Source organism: Acinetobacter sp. YH12039 (genome assembly GCF_013420015.1).
Taxonomy (GTDB): domain Bacteria; phylum Pseudomonadota; class Gammaproteobacteria; order Pseudomonadales; family Moraxellaceae; genus Acinetobacter; species Acinetobacter amyesii.
Window position 1 is genome coordinate 21,178 of sequence record NZ_VOZA01000017.1, and the last position, 17,162, is coordinate 38,339.

16 protein-coding genes are annotated in these 17,162 nt (G+C 41.5%); 13 read left to right on the forward strand and 3 right to left on the reverse strand.

Features of this window, described 5'->3' with window-relative positions; translation table 11 throughout:
* Window positions 1–67: 67 nt before the first annotated feature.
* On the reverse strand, window positions 68–973 hold the full coding sequence (locus tag FTT98_RS09035) for a pseudouridine synthase (protein WP_180177299.1): 906 nt from the start codon (window positions 971–973) through the stop codon (window positions 68–70).
* 135 nt (window positions 974–1,108) lie between these two features.
* On the opposite strand from FTT98_RS09035, the gene tsaE reads away from it, so the two are divergent.
* The 4 genes from tsaE (at window position 1,109) to hfq (ending at window position 5,146) form a co-directional block, all read left to right on the forward strand.
* On the forward strand, window positions 1,109–1,588 hold the full coding sequence (gene tsaE, locus FTT98_RS09040; protein WP_168378879.1) for a tRNA (adenosine(37)-N6)-threonylcarbamoyltransferase complex ATPase subunit type 1 TsaE: 480 nt from the start codon (window positions 1,109–1,111) through the stop codon (window positions 1,586–1,588).
* Window positions 1,578–3,590: a DNA mismatch repair endonuclease MutL gene (mutL, locus tag FTT98_RS09045; protein WP_180177300.1), complete on the forward strand. Its 2,013-nt coding sequence runs from the start codon at window positions 1,578–1,580 to the stop codon at window positions 3,588–3,590. Before tsaE ends, mutL begins: the two co-directional genes overlap by 11 nt.
* Window positions 3,591–3,596: 6 nt before the next feature.
* Window positions 3,597–4,541 carry a tRNA (adenosine(37)-N6)-dimethylallyltransferase MiaA gene (miaA, locus tag FTT98_RS09050; RefSeq protein ID WP_180163938.1) on the forward strand — a complete coding sequence of 315 codons (945 nt, stop codon included), beginning with the start codon at window positions 3,597–3,599 and terminating at the stop codon, window positions 4,539–4,541.
* A 92-nt stretch (window positions 4,542–4,633) separates the two neighbouring features.
* Window positions 4,634–5,146 (forward strand): RNA chaperone Hfq, encoded by a 513-nt coding sequence (gene hfq, locus FTT98_RS09055; RefSeq protein WP_180007345.1) that lies wholly within the window; start codon window positions 4,634–4,636, stop codon window positions 5,144–5,146.
* Window positions 5,147–5,298: 152 nt separating this feature from the next.
* Here hfq and FTT98_RS09060 read toward each other — a convergent pair whose 3' ends face one another.
* Both FTT98_RS09060 and FTT98_RS09065 read right to left on the reverse strand, forming a co-directional pair.
* Window positions 5,299–6,606, reverse strand: a complete 1,308-nt coding sequence (locus FTT98_RS09060; RefSeq protein ID WP_180177301.1) for a peptidylprolyl isomerase — start codon at window positions 6,604–6,606, stop codon at window positions 5,299–5,301.
* Complete coding sequence (locus FTT98_RS09065) at window positions 6,606–9,077, reverse strand: LPS-assembly protein LptD (RefSeq protein ID WP_180040224.1); 2,472 nt, start codon at window positions 9,075–9,077, stop codon at window positions 6,606–6,608. Before FTT98_RS09065 ends, FTT98_RS09060 begins: the two co-directional genes overlap by 1 nt.
* A gap of 120 nt (window positions 9,078–9,197) precedes the next feature.
* Between FTT98_RS09065 and FTT98_RS09070 the strand changes: the two genes are divergently transcribed.
* From FTT98_RS09070 to lpxK, 9 genes are all read left to right on the forward strand, one after another.
* A complete protein-coding gene (locus tag FTT98_RS09070) occupies window positions 9,198–10,211 on the forward strand; it encodes an aminoglycoside phosphotransferase family protein (protein ID WP_180040226.1) in 1,014 nt (337 codons plus the stop codon).
* Window positions 10,211–10,900: an N-acetylmuramate alpha-1-phosphate uridylyltransferase MurU gene (gene murU, locus FTT98_RS09075; protein ID WP_180007341.1), complete on the forward strand. Its 690-nt coding sequence runs from the start codon at window positions 10,211–10,213 to the stop codon at window positions 10,898–10,900. Before FTT98_RS09070 ends, murU begins: the two co-directional genes overlap by 1 nt.
* Window positions 10,901–10,984: 84 nt before the next feature.
* On the forward strand, window positions 10,985–11,617 hold the full coding sequence (gene rsmG, locus FTT98_RS09080; protein ID WP_180040228.1) for a 16S rRNA (guanine(527)-N(7))-methyltransferase RsmG: 633 nt from the start codon (window positions 10,985–10,987) through the stop codon (window positions 11,615–11,617).
* Between the two features lie 24 nt (window positions 11,618–11,641).
* On the forward strand, window positions 11,642–12,424 hold the full coding sequence (locus tag FTT98_RS09085; protein ID WP_078188958.1) for a ParA family protein: 783 nt from the start codon (window positions 11,642–11,644) through the stop codon (window positions 12,422–12,424).
* A complete protein-coding gene (locus FTT98_RS09090) occupies window positions 12,421–13,308 on the forward strand; it encodes a ParB/RepB/Spo0J family partition protein (RefSeq protein ID WP_180177302.1) in 888 nt (295 codons plus the stop codon). The genes FTT98_RS09085 and FTT98_RS09090 overlap by 4 nt, the downstream gene beginning before the upstream one ends.
* 31 nt (window positions 13,309–13,339) lie before the next feature.
* Window positions 13,340–13,981 carry a MotA/TolQ/ExbB proton channel family protein gene (locus FTT98_RS09095; protein WP_180040230.1) on the forward strand — a complete coding sequence of 214 codons (642 nt, stop codon included), beginning with the start codon at window positions 13,340–13,342 and terminating at the stop codon, window positions 13,979–13,981.
* 13 nt (window positions 13,982–13,994) lie between these two features.
* Window positions 13,995–14,417 (forward strand): biopolymer transporter ExbD, encoded by a 423-nt coding sequence (locus FTT98_RS09100; protein ID WP_180022523.1) that lies wholly within the window; start codon window positions 13,995–13,997, stop codon window positions 14,415–14,417.
* Window positions 14,417–16,144: a lipid A export permease/ATP-binding protein MsbA gene (gene msbA, locus FTT98_RS09105; RefSeq protein WP_180007340.1), complete on the forward strand. Its 1,728-nt coding sequence runs from the start codon at window positions 14,417–14,419 to the stop codon at window positions 16,142–16,144. Before FTT98_RS09100 ends, msbA begins: the two co-directional genes overlap by 1 nt.
* Before the next feature lie 3 nt (window positions 16,145–16,147).
* Window positions 16,148–17,161: a tetraacyldisaccharide 4'-kinase gene (gene lpxK / locus FTT98_RS09110; RefSeq protein WP_168378892.1), complete on the forward strand. Its 1,014-nt coding sequence runs from the start codon at window positions 16,148–16,150 to the stop codon at window positions 17,159–17,161.
* Window position 17,162 lies beyond the last annotated feature (1 nt).

Below are 17,162 nucleotides of genomic sequence, written 5' to 3' on the forward strand. Positions count from 1 at the left end.
ATCAAAACTATCATAAATTCAAGAATGTTCGGCAGTATTTTATCAATTTAATGTAATGACAATCGATTTACAGTGTCAATTCATAGGCAGAACTGAATTGAAAAGCCTGCTCTGTCACAGGATCGATAAACTCAAGATGTTTCGCAAGTAGTTGTAAAGGTTGGCTGAAATCATCGTCTGACTTGTGTTGCACTACGGGATAAAAGGGGTCGTTTTGAATTGGAATGCCCAAAGCATTTAAATGCACACGGAGTTGGTGCTGCTTGCCGGTATGTGGCTTTAATTCATACTTAGCGCGGTTTCCATGCTGCTGGATCAGCTGAATGAAGGTTTCGCTGTTAGGTTCACCATCTACTATTTGCATTGTATAAAAAGGTTGACCTTTTTCCATGCGATAGCGAGTTGTGATTGGGAAATTTAATTCATCTCGATAAGCTGCAATGGCATGATAGGTTTTTTGAACGTTTCGAGTGGCAAACATCTGTTGATATAGCCCACGGCTTTCGACACATTTGGAGAAGAGAACTAGGCCGGCAGTTTCACGATCTAAACGATGAATCGGTGTTAGGTGTTCAAGCTGCGTTTGTTTTTTGAGTCGAACCAACAAGGTTTCTTGTACATACTGACCGGTCGGACTCATGGTGAGAAAATGCGGTTTATCGACCACGATGAAATGATCATTTTCAAATAAAATCTGATGCTTAAAGGGAACATGGATTTCATGTGCTAAGAATCGATAATAATAAACATGACGATTTGCTTCAAAAGGACTATCTAGTGTTAAAACGTCACCATTTGCGGCATAGACCAATCCATCCTTAAATCGTTGTTGCCACTCTGCTGCTAGGATATGAGGAAATTGCTCACACAAATATGCATAGACCGTGGTGGCTTGTGTGTGTTGACCGTCTAGGAAGACTTTACTGGCACTAACACCATTGATCATTGGGGGAGTAAATTCAAAACTGTGCATGAAGAAAGATCTAAAAACTGAACAAATAAAGCAGAGAACACATCATGAAAAATGCTCAATCTATAGTGTGAACATATCCATTTTAGCCAGTGCGATGCTATCATATTTAATTCTTATGTACATGTTGTGAGTAATATGCAGTATTCATTCAGTCTGGAACTTAATAGTGAAGTCGATACCCAAAACTTAGCTACCGTACTGGCGACGCATTTTACGACGGGTGTAGCGTATTTAATTGGTGACTTGGGTGCAGGAAAGACCACGTTAACACGTTATTTTTTACAACACTTGGGTCATCAAGGTGCGGTAAAAAGTCCAACCTATACATTGGTTGAACCTTACAATATTCAAGGACAAGATATTTTTCATTTTGATTTATATCGTCTGAATGACCCTTATGAGCTTGAGCTTATGGGTATCCGTGATTATTTAGAAACGCAGAACGCCCTATTTTTATTTGAATGGCCGTCTAAAGGGGGCGACGAAATCCCTGCGGCTGATTTAATTATTAATATTGAAAAGTCTGCGGATGAAACCACCCGTAAAGCGACTTTAAGCTCTTCTTCAGAAACTTTGCAAAACGCTTTGGAGCAAAAATTTAACCATGCTGAATGAAATCAGTGCCCGCCGCATTCGAACGCTTGATCCTGCCTTAGCCAACCAAATTGCCGCAGGGGAAGTGATTGAACGTCCCGCTTCTGTGGTCAAAGAATTACTGGAAAATGCCATTGATGCAGGGGCGACTGAGCTGATTGTTCGTATTGAACAAGGCGGCAGTACACTGATTGAAATTATAGACAATGGTCGGGGCATCCACCCTGAAGATTTACCTTTGGCGGTCATGCGCCATGCCACCAGTAAAATCCAAACTGCTGAAGATTTACATGCCATTGTAAGTCTAGGTTTTCGTGGGGAAGCCTTGGCTTCGATCGCTGCGGTGTCTCGTTTGACATTGACCAGTAGCCAAAATGATGACGGTGTAGGCTATCAGGTCGAAGTAAATGGCACCGCATTTGATTCGCAAGAAATTCAGCCTGTGGCAGCGACGCAAGGCACCACCATCCGTGTGCAAGATTTATTTTTTAATGTGCCTGCACGGCGTAAGTTCCTCAAAAAACCGGGGACTGAGTTTGGACATATCGAAGAAATTGTCCGTCGTTTGGCACTGACCCATTTTGATATACGTTTTGTCCTTGAGCATAACAATAGTATTAAGCTGAACTTGCCTATTGCAGACAGTGGCGCGCTCCGTTTTCAGCGGGTACAACAATTATTAGGCCGTCAATTTACTGAAAATGCGTACTGGATGGATGCTGATAGCGTCAATATGCGTCTCAGTGGGTGGTTAGGTCATCCTTCAGATGCACGTGCGCAAGCCGATATGCAATATGTCTATGTGAATGGACGTATCGTAAAAGACAAGACAGTTTCACATGCACTTCGCATGGCCTATGATGGTATTTTGCATGGACATCAACATGCCGCTTATTTGTTATTTATGGAAGTTGATCCTGAAAATATCGATGTGAATGTGCATCCGACCAAGCATGAAATTCGGTTTCTAAATCAACGTGAAGTACATGAGTTTGTCCGCCATTTTGCCAAATCGACATTAGCGCAATTTCAAACCGCGACCGCCGAATTGTCATCTGCAATGAAACTTGATGGGCAGGCACACGAAAATATTATTCCGCAGCCGCGTCATCAGGAACAATTTTCATTACATCAACCTCAGCCAGTTGCAGAGCAAGGCACAAATTTTGTCAGTCCAGAGATCGCGGGCGGGCTTACTGATTTTAGTTCGCCGGCTGCTGTGCAATATGCTTCAAATCATGCGTCAACAGGGCAAGAAGGGTATACACAGCAAAATTCAAATGCATCGAACAATAGCGCCGGATATCAGTCAAATATAGGGGGTTCCAGACAGCTCAATAATGCATTGCAAAGTTATTTAGCGCCTTTACGTCAAACTGAGTCTACAAATGATCCTGATACTTCTTTGGCTGAACATATTCAGCAGAAAGTCGATGAGCATCCTTTGGGGATTGCCATTGCGCAATTGCATGGTATTTATATTTTGGCCCAAAACACCGAAGGTTTAATCATTGTTGATATGCATGCTGCGCATGAGCGCATCGTTTTACAACAAATGAAAACGGCTTGGGATAAACCTGAGTTTTGGACATCACAGCAATTGCTGATTCCTAAAGTCGTCAGTATCAGTCGGATGCAAGCGATGCGCGTCGATGAGCTCAAAGAACAATTGGCACACCTAGGTTTAGAAATAGACCAATATGGCGATGAGCAAGTCATTGTTCGTGGTGTTCCTGCCATTTTGCATAAAGCAGACTTTGATGCGTTGATTCCAGATTTATTAAATGATTTAGACCCAAGTGATCAGGTTGCAGGGTTGCTACAAAAGCGCGATCAAATATTGGCAGGCATGGCCTGTCACGGCGCTGTACGCGCACACCGTATTTTAAGTCTATCTGAAATGAATGCATTACTGCGTCAGATGGAACAAACTGAATTTGCCAGTCAATGTAACCATGGACGTCCGACGTGGCGTGCGTTTCCATTGTCACAGCTAGATAAACTTTTTGCTCGGGGAGAATAGTTTTACATGTCAAATCAATTGCCGGTCATCAACTTAATGGGACCAACTGCAAGCGGTAAAACCGCCTTGGCATGTGAGTTATACGAGCAAGGTGGATTCGAATTAATTTCAGTCGATTCTGCTTTGGTTTTTCAGGATATGGATATTGGTACGGCCAAGCCGAGTAAAGCTGAGTTGGAGAAATATCCACATCATTTGATTGATATTATCAGTCCGCTAGAAGTGTATTCGGCAGCGAACTTTGTGGAAGATGCCTGTGTGCTGATTGATGATATGCATGCACGAGGTAAAACACCGATATTAGTCGGTGGTACGATGTTGTATTACAAGGCTTTATTGGAAGGGTTGTCTTCAAATTTACCAAGTGCAGACTATGCTGTACGTGCTGAAATTGAAGCCAAAGCTGAGTCGCAAGGTTGGGATGCTGTATATGCAGAATTGTGCCATGTCGACCCATTGGCAGGTGAAAAATTTAAACCGAGTGATAAGCAACGAATTATCCGTGCGCTCGAAGTTTTTAAGTTAACCGGTAAACCCATTACTCAGTTACAAGCTGAGCAACCTAAAAACGTACCATACCGATACAATTTTCATAATTACGCATTATTGCCCGACCGATTAGAATTACATGAGCGTATAGCTCGACGTCTAAAAATAATGTGGGAAATTGGATTTTTAAATGAAGTGAAAGCTCTCATTGAAAAATACGATTTAGATGAAAATTTACCCTCTATGCGCTCAGTTGGATATCGTCAAGCTTTAGATTTTTTGAAAAATAGTGATCAAAGTAGCGAAAAACAGCGTGAAATGGAGGATAAGGCACTTTTTGCAACACGACAACTTGCAAAACGTCAATATACTTGGTTAAGATCTTTGCAAGAAACGCATAAATTTACTACATATTTAACTGCGCAGCAGGCTCAAGAAGACTTGCGAAAGTGCTACGGATAAAGCAAAATTTACAGACTACCTTTTTGATAATTTTTAATTGAAAAGTAAAGGTAGCTTTTGCGCTGATTTTTATTATTTTTTGGAGTTATAACATGTCTAAAGGTCAAACTTTACAAGATCCGTTCTTAAATTCTCTCCGTAAAGAACGTATTCCAGTGTCGATCTTCCTTGTAAACGGTATTAAATTGCAAGGTCATATTGAATCTTTCGACCAATACGTTGTTTTATTAAAAAATACTGTAAGCCAAATGGTTTACAAACACGCTATTTCAACTGTTGTTCCAGCACGTAACCCACGTCCTGCTGGTGCTCCTGCTGGTGCTCAAGGCGCTGCTGGCTTCGGTGGTCAACAAGGCGGCTTCGGCGGCGGTCAACAAGGTGGCTTCGGTGGTCAAGGTGGCTTCGGTGGTCAAGGTGGCTTCGGTGGTCAAAGTGGCTTTGGTGGTCAAGGTGGCTTCGGTGGTCAAGGTGGCTTTGGTGGTCAAGGTGGCTTTGGTGGTCAAGGTGGCTTCGGCGGTCAAAGTGGCTTCGGCGGTCAAAATGCTGGTTTTGATGGCGAAACTAAATTTGAAGATGCTCAAGACGACGAAAACAACAATCGTTAATTGAGTTAAAAAAACCTCCCAAATGGGAGGTTTTTTTGCCTATAAAAGAGTAGATTGTTTTCACAAAGGGTATGTAATAATTACTAAAGTGCTGAATGATGATAAGAATCGACATAAAAAAACCAGCCGAAGCTGGTTTTTTGTTTATTCATTTATTTCTTTTTACGATCTAGAGTAGGATCTTTAATTTCAACATAGGCATTGTTGCGAATTTCACGTAACCAGCTGTCCAGTTCAGTGTCAAATTGACGCTCACCTAAAATCTGACGGGCCATACGTTCTTGTACTTCATGTGTCATATCTTGTTGACGTGTATCGGTCACTTGAAGGATGTGCCAACCAAACTGTGACTGAAAAGGCTTGCTGATTTCACCTTTCGCTGTTGATTTCATCATTGCTTCAAATTCTGGAACCATAACACCTGGGCTAACCCAACCTAAACTACCACCATTGGCAGCAGAACCAGTGTCATTCGAGAACGTTGAAGCCAAGACCGCAAAATCTTCACCCTTTTGCAGGCGATTATACAAGTTGTCGATCATTTGCTTGGCATTTTCAGGACTCACGACCTCAGATGGTTGAATCAGGATATGGCGAGTTTGGTATTGAGGAACAATGGCTTTTTGTTCGCCACCTTTACGGTCAACCAATTTTAAAACATGAACGCCATCACGTACTGAAATTAGTTCAGTGGTTTGACCGACTTGCAAAGGTGCTACACGTGCAGCAAGTTCATCTGGAATATCAGATAAGTTGCGGAAGCCCATATCTGCACCGTCAACTTTAATGTCTTTGGTGCTGTATTTGTTGGTAATCGCTTTAACATCGTTACTTGCTGCCAGTTCTTTGCGAATGTCTTCAGCGATTTTAACGGCATTATCACTGCTAGCAACGCGTACATGTAAGACGTGGACTTGATTACCTAGTGCTGCTTGGCCTTGTGGTGAACTTAAGAAGTTTTTCACATCTTGGTCACTGATTTGAATACGAGAAGTGACCAACTGTTGGCGTAGGCGTTGTAACGCGATGTCTTCAGCGATACGTGCACGTAAACCTGCATAGGTATTTGGTGCAACAGCATCTAATTTTTGCTGAAACGCTTCTAAGCTTGGAGAGCCGGCATCTTTCGCAACTTTAAGTACGGCTTCATTGAGTGATTTTTCATCCGCTTTGACGTTATAGCGTTTCACTTGTTCAAGCTGTGCTTGGCGCGTAATTAGCTGTTCTAAAGCTTGTTGCTGCAAGTATTCGGTCGGTGGGACGGTTTGTTTTTTTGCTTGAAGTTGGTGAGTGATCACGGCAATGCTTTGATCAAGATCACTACGAAGAATTACGCTATTGTCAACGACAGCTACAATTTCATCTTTAGGTTGCGCAGCAGCAAATACAGATACAGAAGTCGATAGGCAAAGTGCCAAGGCTGACGCTTTAAAAATTTGTTTTAACTGTTTTGTCTTCATTAACGTTCTGTCCAAGATTGATTAATATTGTTAAAACCCAACACTCGGTTTTCAAGCAAAGAGGTTAATTTATTGTTGAAGCCACCTAAACCTTTTAGGGTGAACTCCGCCATAATGGCACGTTTTGGTTTAACATCTGAAGATGTTACATCATCTAAATCGTTATAGTACGAACGACCATAAACTGAAACACCCCAGCAGCATGACTCGTAGTTCACACCAAGTAAATATTCACGCGCAATACTGTTGTCGAGGTCATATTGTGCATGACCGATAATACGCCAGTTATTGTGAATAGGTTGAATAAACGATGCTACTGCTTGGTCATAGCTGTCTTGGCTGTTCGGAATGTCTTTACGATAGAAATAACCGACATTGTATAAATTGCCTTTATTTCCTGTGTAATACATTTGAATATCGCGCTGAGCATTATCACCATTCGCCATCCATGCAGAATTGGCATTGACACTGATGCTGTCAGATAGCTGGCTAGAAATGCTCACGACAGGGCCGGTATGGCGTTCGGTATCAAATTTATCAGAGACGTTGTTTAGCGTGACGCGGCGGTCTTCAAAATAGAAGCTTTGACCAACACTGGCTTTTAAACGCTCAAGACCTACATCATCAAATAAACTATAGCTTAAACCTAGAGATGCGAAGTTGTTGTCTTCTAAACGGTCATTACCGTAGAAGCGACGCGGGCTAAATAATTGGTCATAGTTAATTGACGCTGTGGTTGAGTCAAAGTTCGGGTTAGTGTCTTGGTTTTTGTATGGAGAATACGCATAGAAGAAGCGAGGCGTTAAGGTTTGTAGATAACGACCTTCGCGCTCCATCACAAGACCCGCATCTAAAGTGAATTGCGGTACAACGACCGATTTACTTTCATTTGATGAACTAATGTTTTGTGCATTAACGGTGTCTTGATCGTAAATGGTGTTGACGTTACGAATCGTTGCTTCAGGAATCACAAATGACCATGGGGTACGATAGTTATAACGCACACTAAAGTCGTTATAAATACGCGCGCCGCTTGGCTCATACATTGGCGAATCGACAGTGCTGCTTGGAATATCGTTGCTACGTAAGTTCTTTTTGAAGTAAGCCGTATCGTTGTTAAATTCGTACTGTAAGCCTAGAGGATTACCAGTCTTGTAGTTCAGTAGGAATTGCGGCAAACGCGCATACGGACGGTCTTCATCACTGACAGTTTTATCCAGTGTTTGGAAGTCTTCAACTTTGAGCTGTGCTTTTAGCCCAGGGATACCATTTTTATAATTGAGTTCCCATGCACGGCGTAAGTTTAGGTCAGTTTTTGAGTTTGGATTATTATTGAGATCTGAGAAATAGTCTTTATCAGATGCATAGTTATATTCTAAATTTGTCGTGAATTGATCGTTAATTTTCCAGTTATGGAGAAAATGTAAGTCTTTACGATCTTGGTCGTCATACTTTTGGTCGGATGGTAAATAACCACCCCACACCATAGCTGAACCAAAGTTTTTGGTCAAATAACGGAATTCACCTTCCATCATTGCACCACGGTCTGCGATATAACGCGGCGTTACTGTGGCATCATAGTTTGGCGCAAGGTTCAGATAAACCGGTACCGCAAGCTCAATACCACCGTCATTGGTAAAACCAAAGCTTGGGGTCAAAATACCTGTGGTACGGCGGTCATCAATCGGGAAGTTGAAGTAGGGTACAGCCATGACAGGAACATCTTTTACATAAAGTGTCGTTCCTTTGGTTTCACCACGACCGGTTTCTTGATTCAGCTTAATTTTGTCTGCTTGAATTTTCCACGTTGGTTTTTCATCGGGTGGACAAGTGGTATAAACCGCATTTTCTAATTCTAGGGTTTCTGTTGAAGTGCGCGAAATTTTTTCAGCACGACCATGCGCATGCTGCTGTTCAGCAATAAAGAAACTGTTATTTAAATCACCTTGTTGGGTTTTTAAATTGTAATCAATTGAATCGCTTTGAGAAATTAGCCCAGACTGCGCCATTTGCACGCGGCCAGAAGCATTGGCGTAGGTTTGGGTTTTATCAATTTTGATTTGATCGGCACGAATTTGACGACCTTCTTGGTCAATCAGAACATTACCTTCAAGAATGGAGTCGCCATTCGGGTCAAAATGACCATAGTCAGCGGTAATGGTAGAGGTTGCATCTTCAGGTGCGACCGCTTTTGTCGTTGGCGCAACAGGGGTAATCCACGTGCCAGTACAAAATGCAGAACTTAATTGATTGGTGTTGCGAATCTGTGCTTCAGGTGCAGACTTATCGACATAATATTGTTCGAAGAACTGCTGCCCAGGATAAGCTTCTGAAATGCTTTGTTTGAGTTGTTCTGTATCGTCATCCGTGGACGGGTTTGAAACAGGTGCTGCATAGCTTGGTAACGAGCTACCACATAGAAGGGTTAAGATCGCAGTCGCTAAAGGATTAAATTTAAACTGATGCTTCATTTGTCTCATTAACCAGGTATGCTTAATCGCAATTAATTATTGTCGCATCATAGAGAAAAAGTTGATAAGTAGCTACACTTAGCACTTTAAAAACTCAGCCTGTATTAGAATTTATCGCAAATGAATACACAACGTGAACAATTGATACAAACATGGATTTCATCTGTACTCGGTTCAGATCAATTTGAAATTAACTTCTTAGCAGGCGATGCAAGCTTCCGTCGTTATGCACGAATCAAATTGAATAATAAAACATTTATGCTCATGGATGCACCACCAGAAAAAGAAGATTGTGGTCCTTTTGTGTCGATTGATGAATTTTTTGATGCACATGGCGTGCGTGTACCACATATCATGGCCAAAGACCTCGATCAAGGCTTCTTATTGTTAGAAGATTTTGGTGATGTTTTATTGTCCACGTTGTTGAATGATCAAACAGTAGACGCACATTATGCTCAAAGTTTTAAACAGTTGATTCAATTACAGTCAATTGATGGTACTGCTCATTTTCCTGCATATATCTATGAAAAGCTGATTTCTGAAATGGAGCTGTTAACCGATTGGTTATTGCCATCTCTACAAGTGCAGCCTACTGAAGAAGAATCGGCACTGATTAAACGTACCTTTGCTATCTTAGCCAATGCTGCATTGGCTCAGCCTCAAGTGATTGTGCATCGTGATTTTCATAGCCGTAATTTGATGGTACTTGATGATGAGCAAGATCAGGGTGTGATTGACTTCCAAGATGCTGTGATTGGTGCAGATACTTATGACTTAATCTCAATCACACGTGATGCTTATGTGCAGTGGAATGTAGATCGCGTTTATGCATGGTTTAAAACGTTCTATGATTTGCTACCTGCATCGGCTAAAGATGGTCGTAGCTTTGAGCAATTCAAACAAGACGCTGACCTCATGGCGATTCAACGTCATATCAAAATTTTAGGTATTTTTGTGCGCTTATTTGAGCGTGATGGTAAGTCAGGTTATCTCAAAGATTTGCCGCGTGTGATGTGGTATTTACTTGAAGAAAGTAAACCATATGCAGAATTACAACCTTTTATGCAATTTATTCACGCTAAAGTATTGCCGAAATTTGAAGCCAAATACGGCACTTATGAGGTTGTTGCATAATGAAAGCCATGATTTTAGCAGCGGGTCTCGGAAATCGGATGCGCCCTTTAACATTGTATAAGCCAAAGCCTTTGCTTGAAGTGGGTGGAAAACCACTGATTGTTTGGCATATAGAAAAGCTAAAAAAAATAGGTGTCACTGAAATCATCATCAATTCTGCATGGCTTGCAGATATCCTGATTGGTACTTTAGGTGATGGTTCGCAGTTTGGTGTAGATATTCGTTGGACACGTGAAGCGGAAGGTTTGGAAACAGCTGGTGGCATTATTAATGCTTTACCTTTGCTTGGGACAGAACCGTTTATTTTAGTCAATGGTGACGTTTGGACGACTTACGATTTTTCAGCCTTGCTCAATGTTGAGCTAAAAGATGATTTGGCACACTTGGTTTATGTGACTAATCCAACGCAACATCCAAAGGGTGATTTTATCTTGGATGCAGGGCGTAGTTATACCTTTGAGCAAGAACATGCAGGCGAGGCACTCACCTATAGTGGGATCGCGGTCATTCATCCAAATATGTTTGATGGATTGGAAGCGGGCAAGCGTCCGCTCGCACCTTTATTGAAAGAAGCTATGTTGGATGGAAAAATTTCTGCAGAGAAAATGCAAACTGCATGGGTTGATGTTGGCACACCTGAGCGTTTAAGTGATCTAGATCTACAGATTCGCCAAGGCATGTACGATTAAGTGCATATTCGCTAAGCGTTAGCTACTGTTCCACGGCTTAGAAATCGGTATACTTCAGTTAATTTTTATTGAGATGTCTTCTTTATGCATCCTTTTTTTCAAGACTTAAAGCAAGGTAGTCAAAAGCTTGGCTTAGATTTGAGTGAAGAAGCATTAAATCTATTGCTGAAATACCAAGATGCCCTAGTGCTGTGGAACAAAGCATATAACTTAACCGCTATTCGTGATCCTAAAGAAATGTTGGTTAAGCATTTATTGGATAGCTTAAGTATCCTAAATGATTTGCCTGTAGGTCGTTTATTGGATATCGGTACGGGTGGTGGCATGCCGGGCATGATCATTGCACTGTGTCAGCCTGAACGTGAATGTGTGCTTTTAGATGCCAACGGTAAAAAAATTCGATTCTTAAAACAATTTATTGCTGACTTAAAACTAAAAAATGTCATTGCGGTACAAACACGTGTCGAAAATGAAGACAGCATTCATGAACTGGGTCAGTTTGATGTGATTACCAGTCGTGCTTTTGCATCATTAACGGATTTTGTGGATGCCTCTAAACCGTATATGCATGAGCAAAGTATTATTGCGTCGATGAAAGGCTTAATTCCTGAAGAAGAAGTTGAAACACTGAAAAGTGATTTCAAGATTGATATCGTTGCATTACAAGTTCCACGACTTGATGAGCAGCGTCATTTAATTTTTCTTAAACGTATTTAAAATTTTCAAAGGACTGGGGTTACCATGGCTCAAATTATTGCGATTGCAAACCAAAAGGGTGGCGTAGGTAAAACCACAACGGCTGTGAACTTGGCTGCATCTTTAGCCATATTAAAAAAACGAGTTTTACTTGTGGACATGGATTCACAAGGCAATGCCACGATGGGTTCGGGCATTCAAAAAAATGATTTGCTGTATTCAGTCACAGATGTCTTACTCGGCGAAGTGCCGATTGAAACCGCTATTTATAAAGCGGAAGTGGGCTATAAGGTTTTAGGTGCAAACCGTGACTTAGCTGGCGTTGAGCTTGCAATTGCAGATCAAGACGGTCGTGAGTTTATTTTACGTGAAGCATTGGCAAGCGTCGAAAAAGACTTCGACTATATTATTGTCGATTGTGCACCAAGTTTAAGTTTGATCACTGTCAATGCACTTGCAGCGGTACGTGCTGTGCTGATTCCAATGCAGTGTGAATATTATGCCCTAGAAGGTTTGGCTGACCTAACCCAAACCATTGACCGTATTCAGCAAGCTTTAAACCCAGATCTAGAGATCGTGGGTGTGCTTCGTACCATGTACGATGCGCGTAATGCCTTAACACGTGATGTGTCTGCTGAGCTTGAACAATACTTCGGTCAGAAACTTTATGACACGGTCATTCCGCGTAATATTCGTTTGGCTGAAGCGCCTGCGCACGGTTTACCAGTGATTTATTTTGAAAAAAGCTCGAAGGGTGCAGTTGCTTATTTGAACTTGGCAGCTGAGATGTTGAAAAAAACCAAAGTAAAAAAAGGAACTAAAGCATGACCGTAAAAAAACGCGGACTGGCTAAAGGTCGTGGTCTGGATGCCTTACTCGGCTCAATCCAAAAAGAAAAACTACAGCTCGAAGCAAAAGCTTTAGATCATGGACAGTTAAAACAAATTGATGCGCATTTATTGAAACGTGGTGAGTATCAACCGCGTCGTTTCATTAAAGAACAAGATTTACAAGAACTTGCTGCATCGATTGAAAAGCATGGCGTCATGCAGCCAATCGTGATTCGTCCTGTAGAAGATGAAAAGCATCCCTACGAAATTATTGCAGGTGAGCGTCGTTGGCGTGCGGCTCAGCTTGCAGGTTTAACCGAAGTTCCAGCCATTGTTCGTGACTTGAGTGACCAAGTGGCAATTGCCTTGGCATTGATTGAAAACATTCAACGTCAAGATTTGAACCCAATCGATCAAGCCATGGCTTTACAACGCTTCCATGACGAGTTCGGTTTAAGTCATCAAGAGATTGCCGATACGGTCGGTAAAGCACGTACCACGATTAGTAACTTGCTACGCCTCTTGTCTTTAGCGGATCAAGTCAAAGACTTTATGCAGCAAGGTTTGCTCGATATGGGGCATGCACGTGCGATCTTGACGTTAAAAGCCAAAGATCAGCTTAAAGTTGCTGAAATGGTGATTGAAAAAAGTATGTCTGTACGTCAAACCGAACAATTTGTTCGTGATTTGAATGCACCAAAACAACAAAAAGCTAAACCAAGTGTTTCATCAGACATTCAGCAACTGACACAACGTCTCTCTGATCGTTTCAGTGCAGATGTGAAAATTGATCATAATAAACAAGGGAAAGGCAAGCTGGTGATTAGCTACCATACTCTTGAAGAGCTAGATGGCATTTTAAATATTTGTCTAGCTGAATAATTTTTAAATTCGATTTATTGGGGAAAATCAAATGTGGGAATTAGTCAAAGCGGGCGGGTGGTTAATGATCCCGCTCGTCATTTGTTCGATCTTTACGGTAGCCATTACCATTGAGCGTTTTATTCGTTTAAAAAAATCAATGGTGTTGCCAAAAGACTTGATGATGAATGTGAACACATCAGTGAAAGATGTGGTGCAGCAGCTAAAGCAAAGTCCAACTTTACAGCAAAGTACATTGGGTCGTGTCTTGGATGCAGGTTTTGCCAGTAAAGATCAAAACGAGCAATATGCACGTGCGCAAATGGAAGTCACAGCGTCACAAGAAATTGGTTATTTAGAAAAAAATATCAACTTTTTGGGCACCTTAAGCGCTGTTGCACCGTTACTAGGTTTGTTGGGTACGGTGATCGGTATTATTGAAGCATTCTTAATAATTGATATTGGTACCAATAGTGATCCAGTGTTGATGATGCCGGGTATTTCTAAAGCCTTGATTACCACTGCTGCCGGTATGTTAATTGCTGTGCCTGCATTATTTGCGCATCGCTATTTCCAACGTTTGGTTCAGGAATATGTGGCTGAGTTAGAACAGCAGTCGACATTGTTTCATGCCGCTTTGTTTTATAAAAAAACACCTGAAGTAGAAAGTCAGGACATTCAGAAAGCCAGCTGAGTGGAGACTGCGCATGAAATTTAAACGTCGTCAGGTTGAAGATATTCATATCAACCTCACACCGATGATTGACTGTTTGATGTTCATTTTGGTGTTCTTGTTGCTCTCGACTACCTTTAATCAGATGAGTCGAATGAACCTCACTTTGCCAGATGCACAAGGTGTTCCACCTAAAAACTATGATCAAAAAATTGAAGTTGTGGTGGATTCATCAGGCCATTATTCTGTCAATGGTCAGTCATTGGCCAGTAAAGAAGTCTCTGATTTGAATACTGCAATTAAACAGACAGCCAATGATCGTCGTGATTTAATGTTTGTGATTGCCGCAGATGCAAAAGCAACACATCAAGATGTGATTCGGGTGATGGATGTTGCAGGTCAACTTGGATTTGTGAATATCAACATCAGTACCAAAGTTCCAACTCGAGGTTATTAGTGAAGCACGATTTTAAGGTCTATTTACGCCTATTAAGTTATTTAAAACCTTTTTGGGGAATCGGCCTGCTGGTTTTGCTTGGTTTCGGTATTAATGCTGCGACAGAAGTTTCTGTCGCAAAATTATTGGAACGCATTATTGAAGCCATTCAAAACAAAGATCAAAGCTTTACAACCTTATTTCCACTCTTGGTGGTTTTATTGATGTTCTTCCGTGGACTCGGTTTGTTCATGGGGGGATATTTTACCGCAGTGATTTCTCGAAACTTAATCTTTAATATTCGTCAGCAAGTGTTCGCAAAACTCATGCGTTTGCCTTCGCAATATTATTTAGATAATTCGAGCGGTCATATCACTGCAAAAATTATGTATAACGTTGAACAGTTGACGGCAGCATCATCTGAGTCACTGAAAACGATTGTACAACAGGGTCTGATTACCATCGCATTATTGGGTTATTTGCTCTATACCAACTGGCGTTTAACTCTATGTATTTTAATTTTTGGCCCAATTATTGGGCTGATCATTCGGAAAGCGTCGAAACGCATGCGTAAATTATCCATGCAAGTACAAAGTACCATGGGTGACGTTAACCATGTGGTGCAAGAGACAGTACAAGGCAACTTGGTAGTGAAGGGCTTTGCAGGGCAAGATTATGAACAAAAACGTTTTTATGAAAGCTCAATGGAGAACTTACGCCGCGGCTTAAAAATGGTTGTGGTGCAGCAACTCAATAGCCCAATTGTTCAGCTGATTATGTCGATCGCGCTCAGTATCGTGATGTATATCGCGCTACGCCCTGAGATTTTACAAGATACAACAGCGGGTGAGTTTGTAGCGTATATCACTGCCGCAGGTATGCTGAGTAAGCCGATTAAAACCTTAACGGATGTCAATGAAAAACTACAACGAGGCATGGCAGCAGCTTATTCAGTTTTTGAATTGCTTGATATGCCTGAAGAAGTAAATAACGGCACGCTGAAGCCTGCTTTGAAAGGTGATGTCGAATTTAAAAATGTTAATTTGATCTATGCCGATGGTCACCATGCGATTCATGACTTCAATTTAAAAGTGAATGCAGGGCAAACTGTTGCATTGGTTGGGCGTTCAGGTGCAGGTAAAACCTCACTGGTCAATCTGTTGGTGCGTTACCAAGAGGTATCCTCAGGCCAATTGTTGCTTGATCAGCATGATATTCACGACATAGAGCTCAATAGCTTGCGTACTCAGATTTCGATGGTCAATCAGCAAGTGGTTTTGTTTAACCGTACTGTGCGTGAAAATATTGCTTATGGTCAGCTCGAGCATGCAACAGATGAACAAGTCATTGCTGCTGCCAAAGCTGCATTTGCACATGATTTTATTATGGACTTACCGCAAGGTTATGACACACCATTGGGTGCCCAAGGTTTAAATCTATCTGGTGGACAACGTCAACGGATTGCAATTGCTCGTGCGATTTTGAAAAATGCACCGATCTTAATTTTAGATGAAGCGACCAGTGCGCTAGATAACGAATCTGAATTTTTCATTCAGCAAGCATTTGACGCTGCGATGCAAGATCGTACTACGATCGTGATTGCGCATCGTTTATCGACCATTGAAAATGCAGACTGTATTGTGGTGATGGATAAAGGGCGTATTATTGAACAAGGTTCGCATACGGAATTGATGGCACAACGTGGTGCATATTACCAACTTCATCAGCGTAATTTTGAGGAAAATTAAGTCATGTCTTTTACACAATTGATTCAGGATGCTTGGAATGAACAGGCAAAGTGGCTCGTTGTGTTTAGACCTTTGTCATGGCTTTATCGTGGCGGCTTTTTACTCAATAAAAAACTCTATCAATCAGGTATTAAGCAAAGCTATAAAGCGCCCATTCCAGTCATGGTCATTGGTAACATCACAGTCGGTGGAAGTGGTAAAACCCCTTTGCTCATTCACTTGGTTAGTTATTTAAATAGCTTAAAGCTGCGTGTTGGTGTGATCAGTCGTGGCTATGGTGGTCAAGGACCATTTCCGGCCTATGTGGATTTAGATTCGACGGCTGAAATCGTGGGTGATGAACCGAGCTTAATCGTTCAGTCTACAGGTGTGCCGATGGCGGTCGGTCCAAATCGCCAACAAAGTATTGAGTTGCTGCTATCTAAGCATGAATTGGATTTGATTATCTGTGATGATGGTTTGCAGCATTGGGCGCTTCAACGCCAGTTGGAGTGGATCGTACTGGATAATAACCGTGGTTTAGGCAATGAAAAATTATTACCTGAAGGTTATTTGCGTGAACCGAAAAAGCGCCTTGCCAGTGGAACGGTCATTGAGCATTCAGCAGATCCAAGTTCTCCACTGAATATGCACCTAGAAGCGGCGCAGCCTTATTTGCTCAATAAAGATCTTGTGACGACATTTGATGCAAATAAAGATTTTTATGCCGTAGTGGGTATCGGTTTTCCGCAACGATTTTATAAAACCCTAGAAAACATGGGGATTCATCAATTTCAATGTCATGAATTCCCAGATCATTATGAATATGAACTGAGTGATTTGCAATTTGAAGATGCCAATCCCATCATTACCACTGAAAAAGATGCAGTTAAAATTTTAGCGATCCTCAAAAATAATCCAGATTTTAAAAGAGAAATATGGGTTGTTCCTGTAGATGCAGTGTTGTCACCTGCGTGTTATGAAACTTTGCATGCGCAGTTGAAAAAACTGGGTCTGAAACTTCCCGAAGGCATTTAAT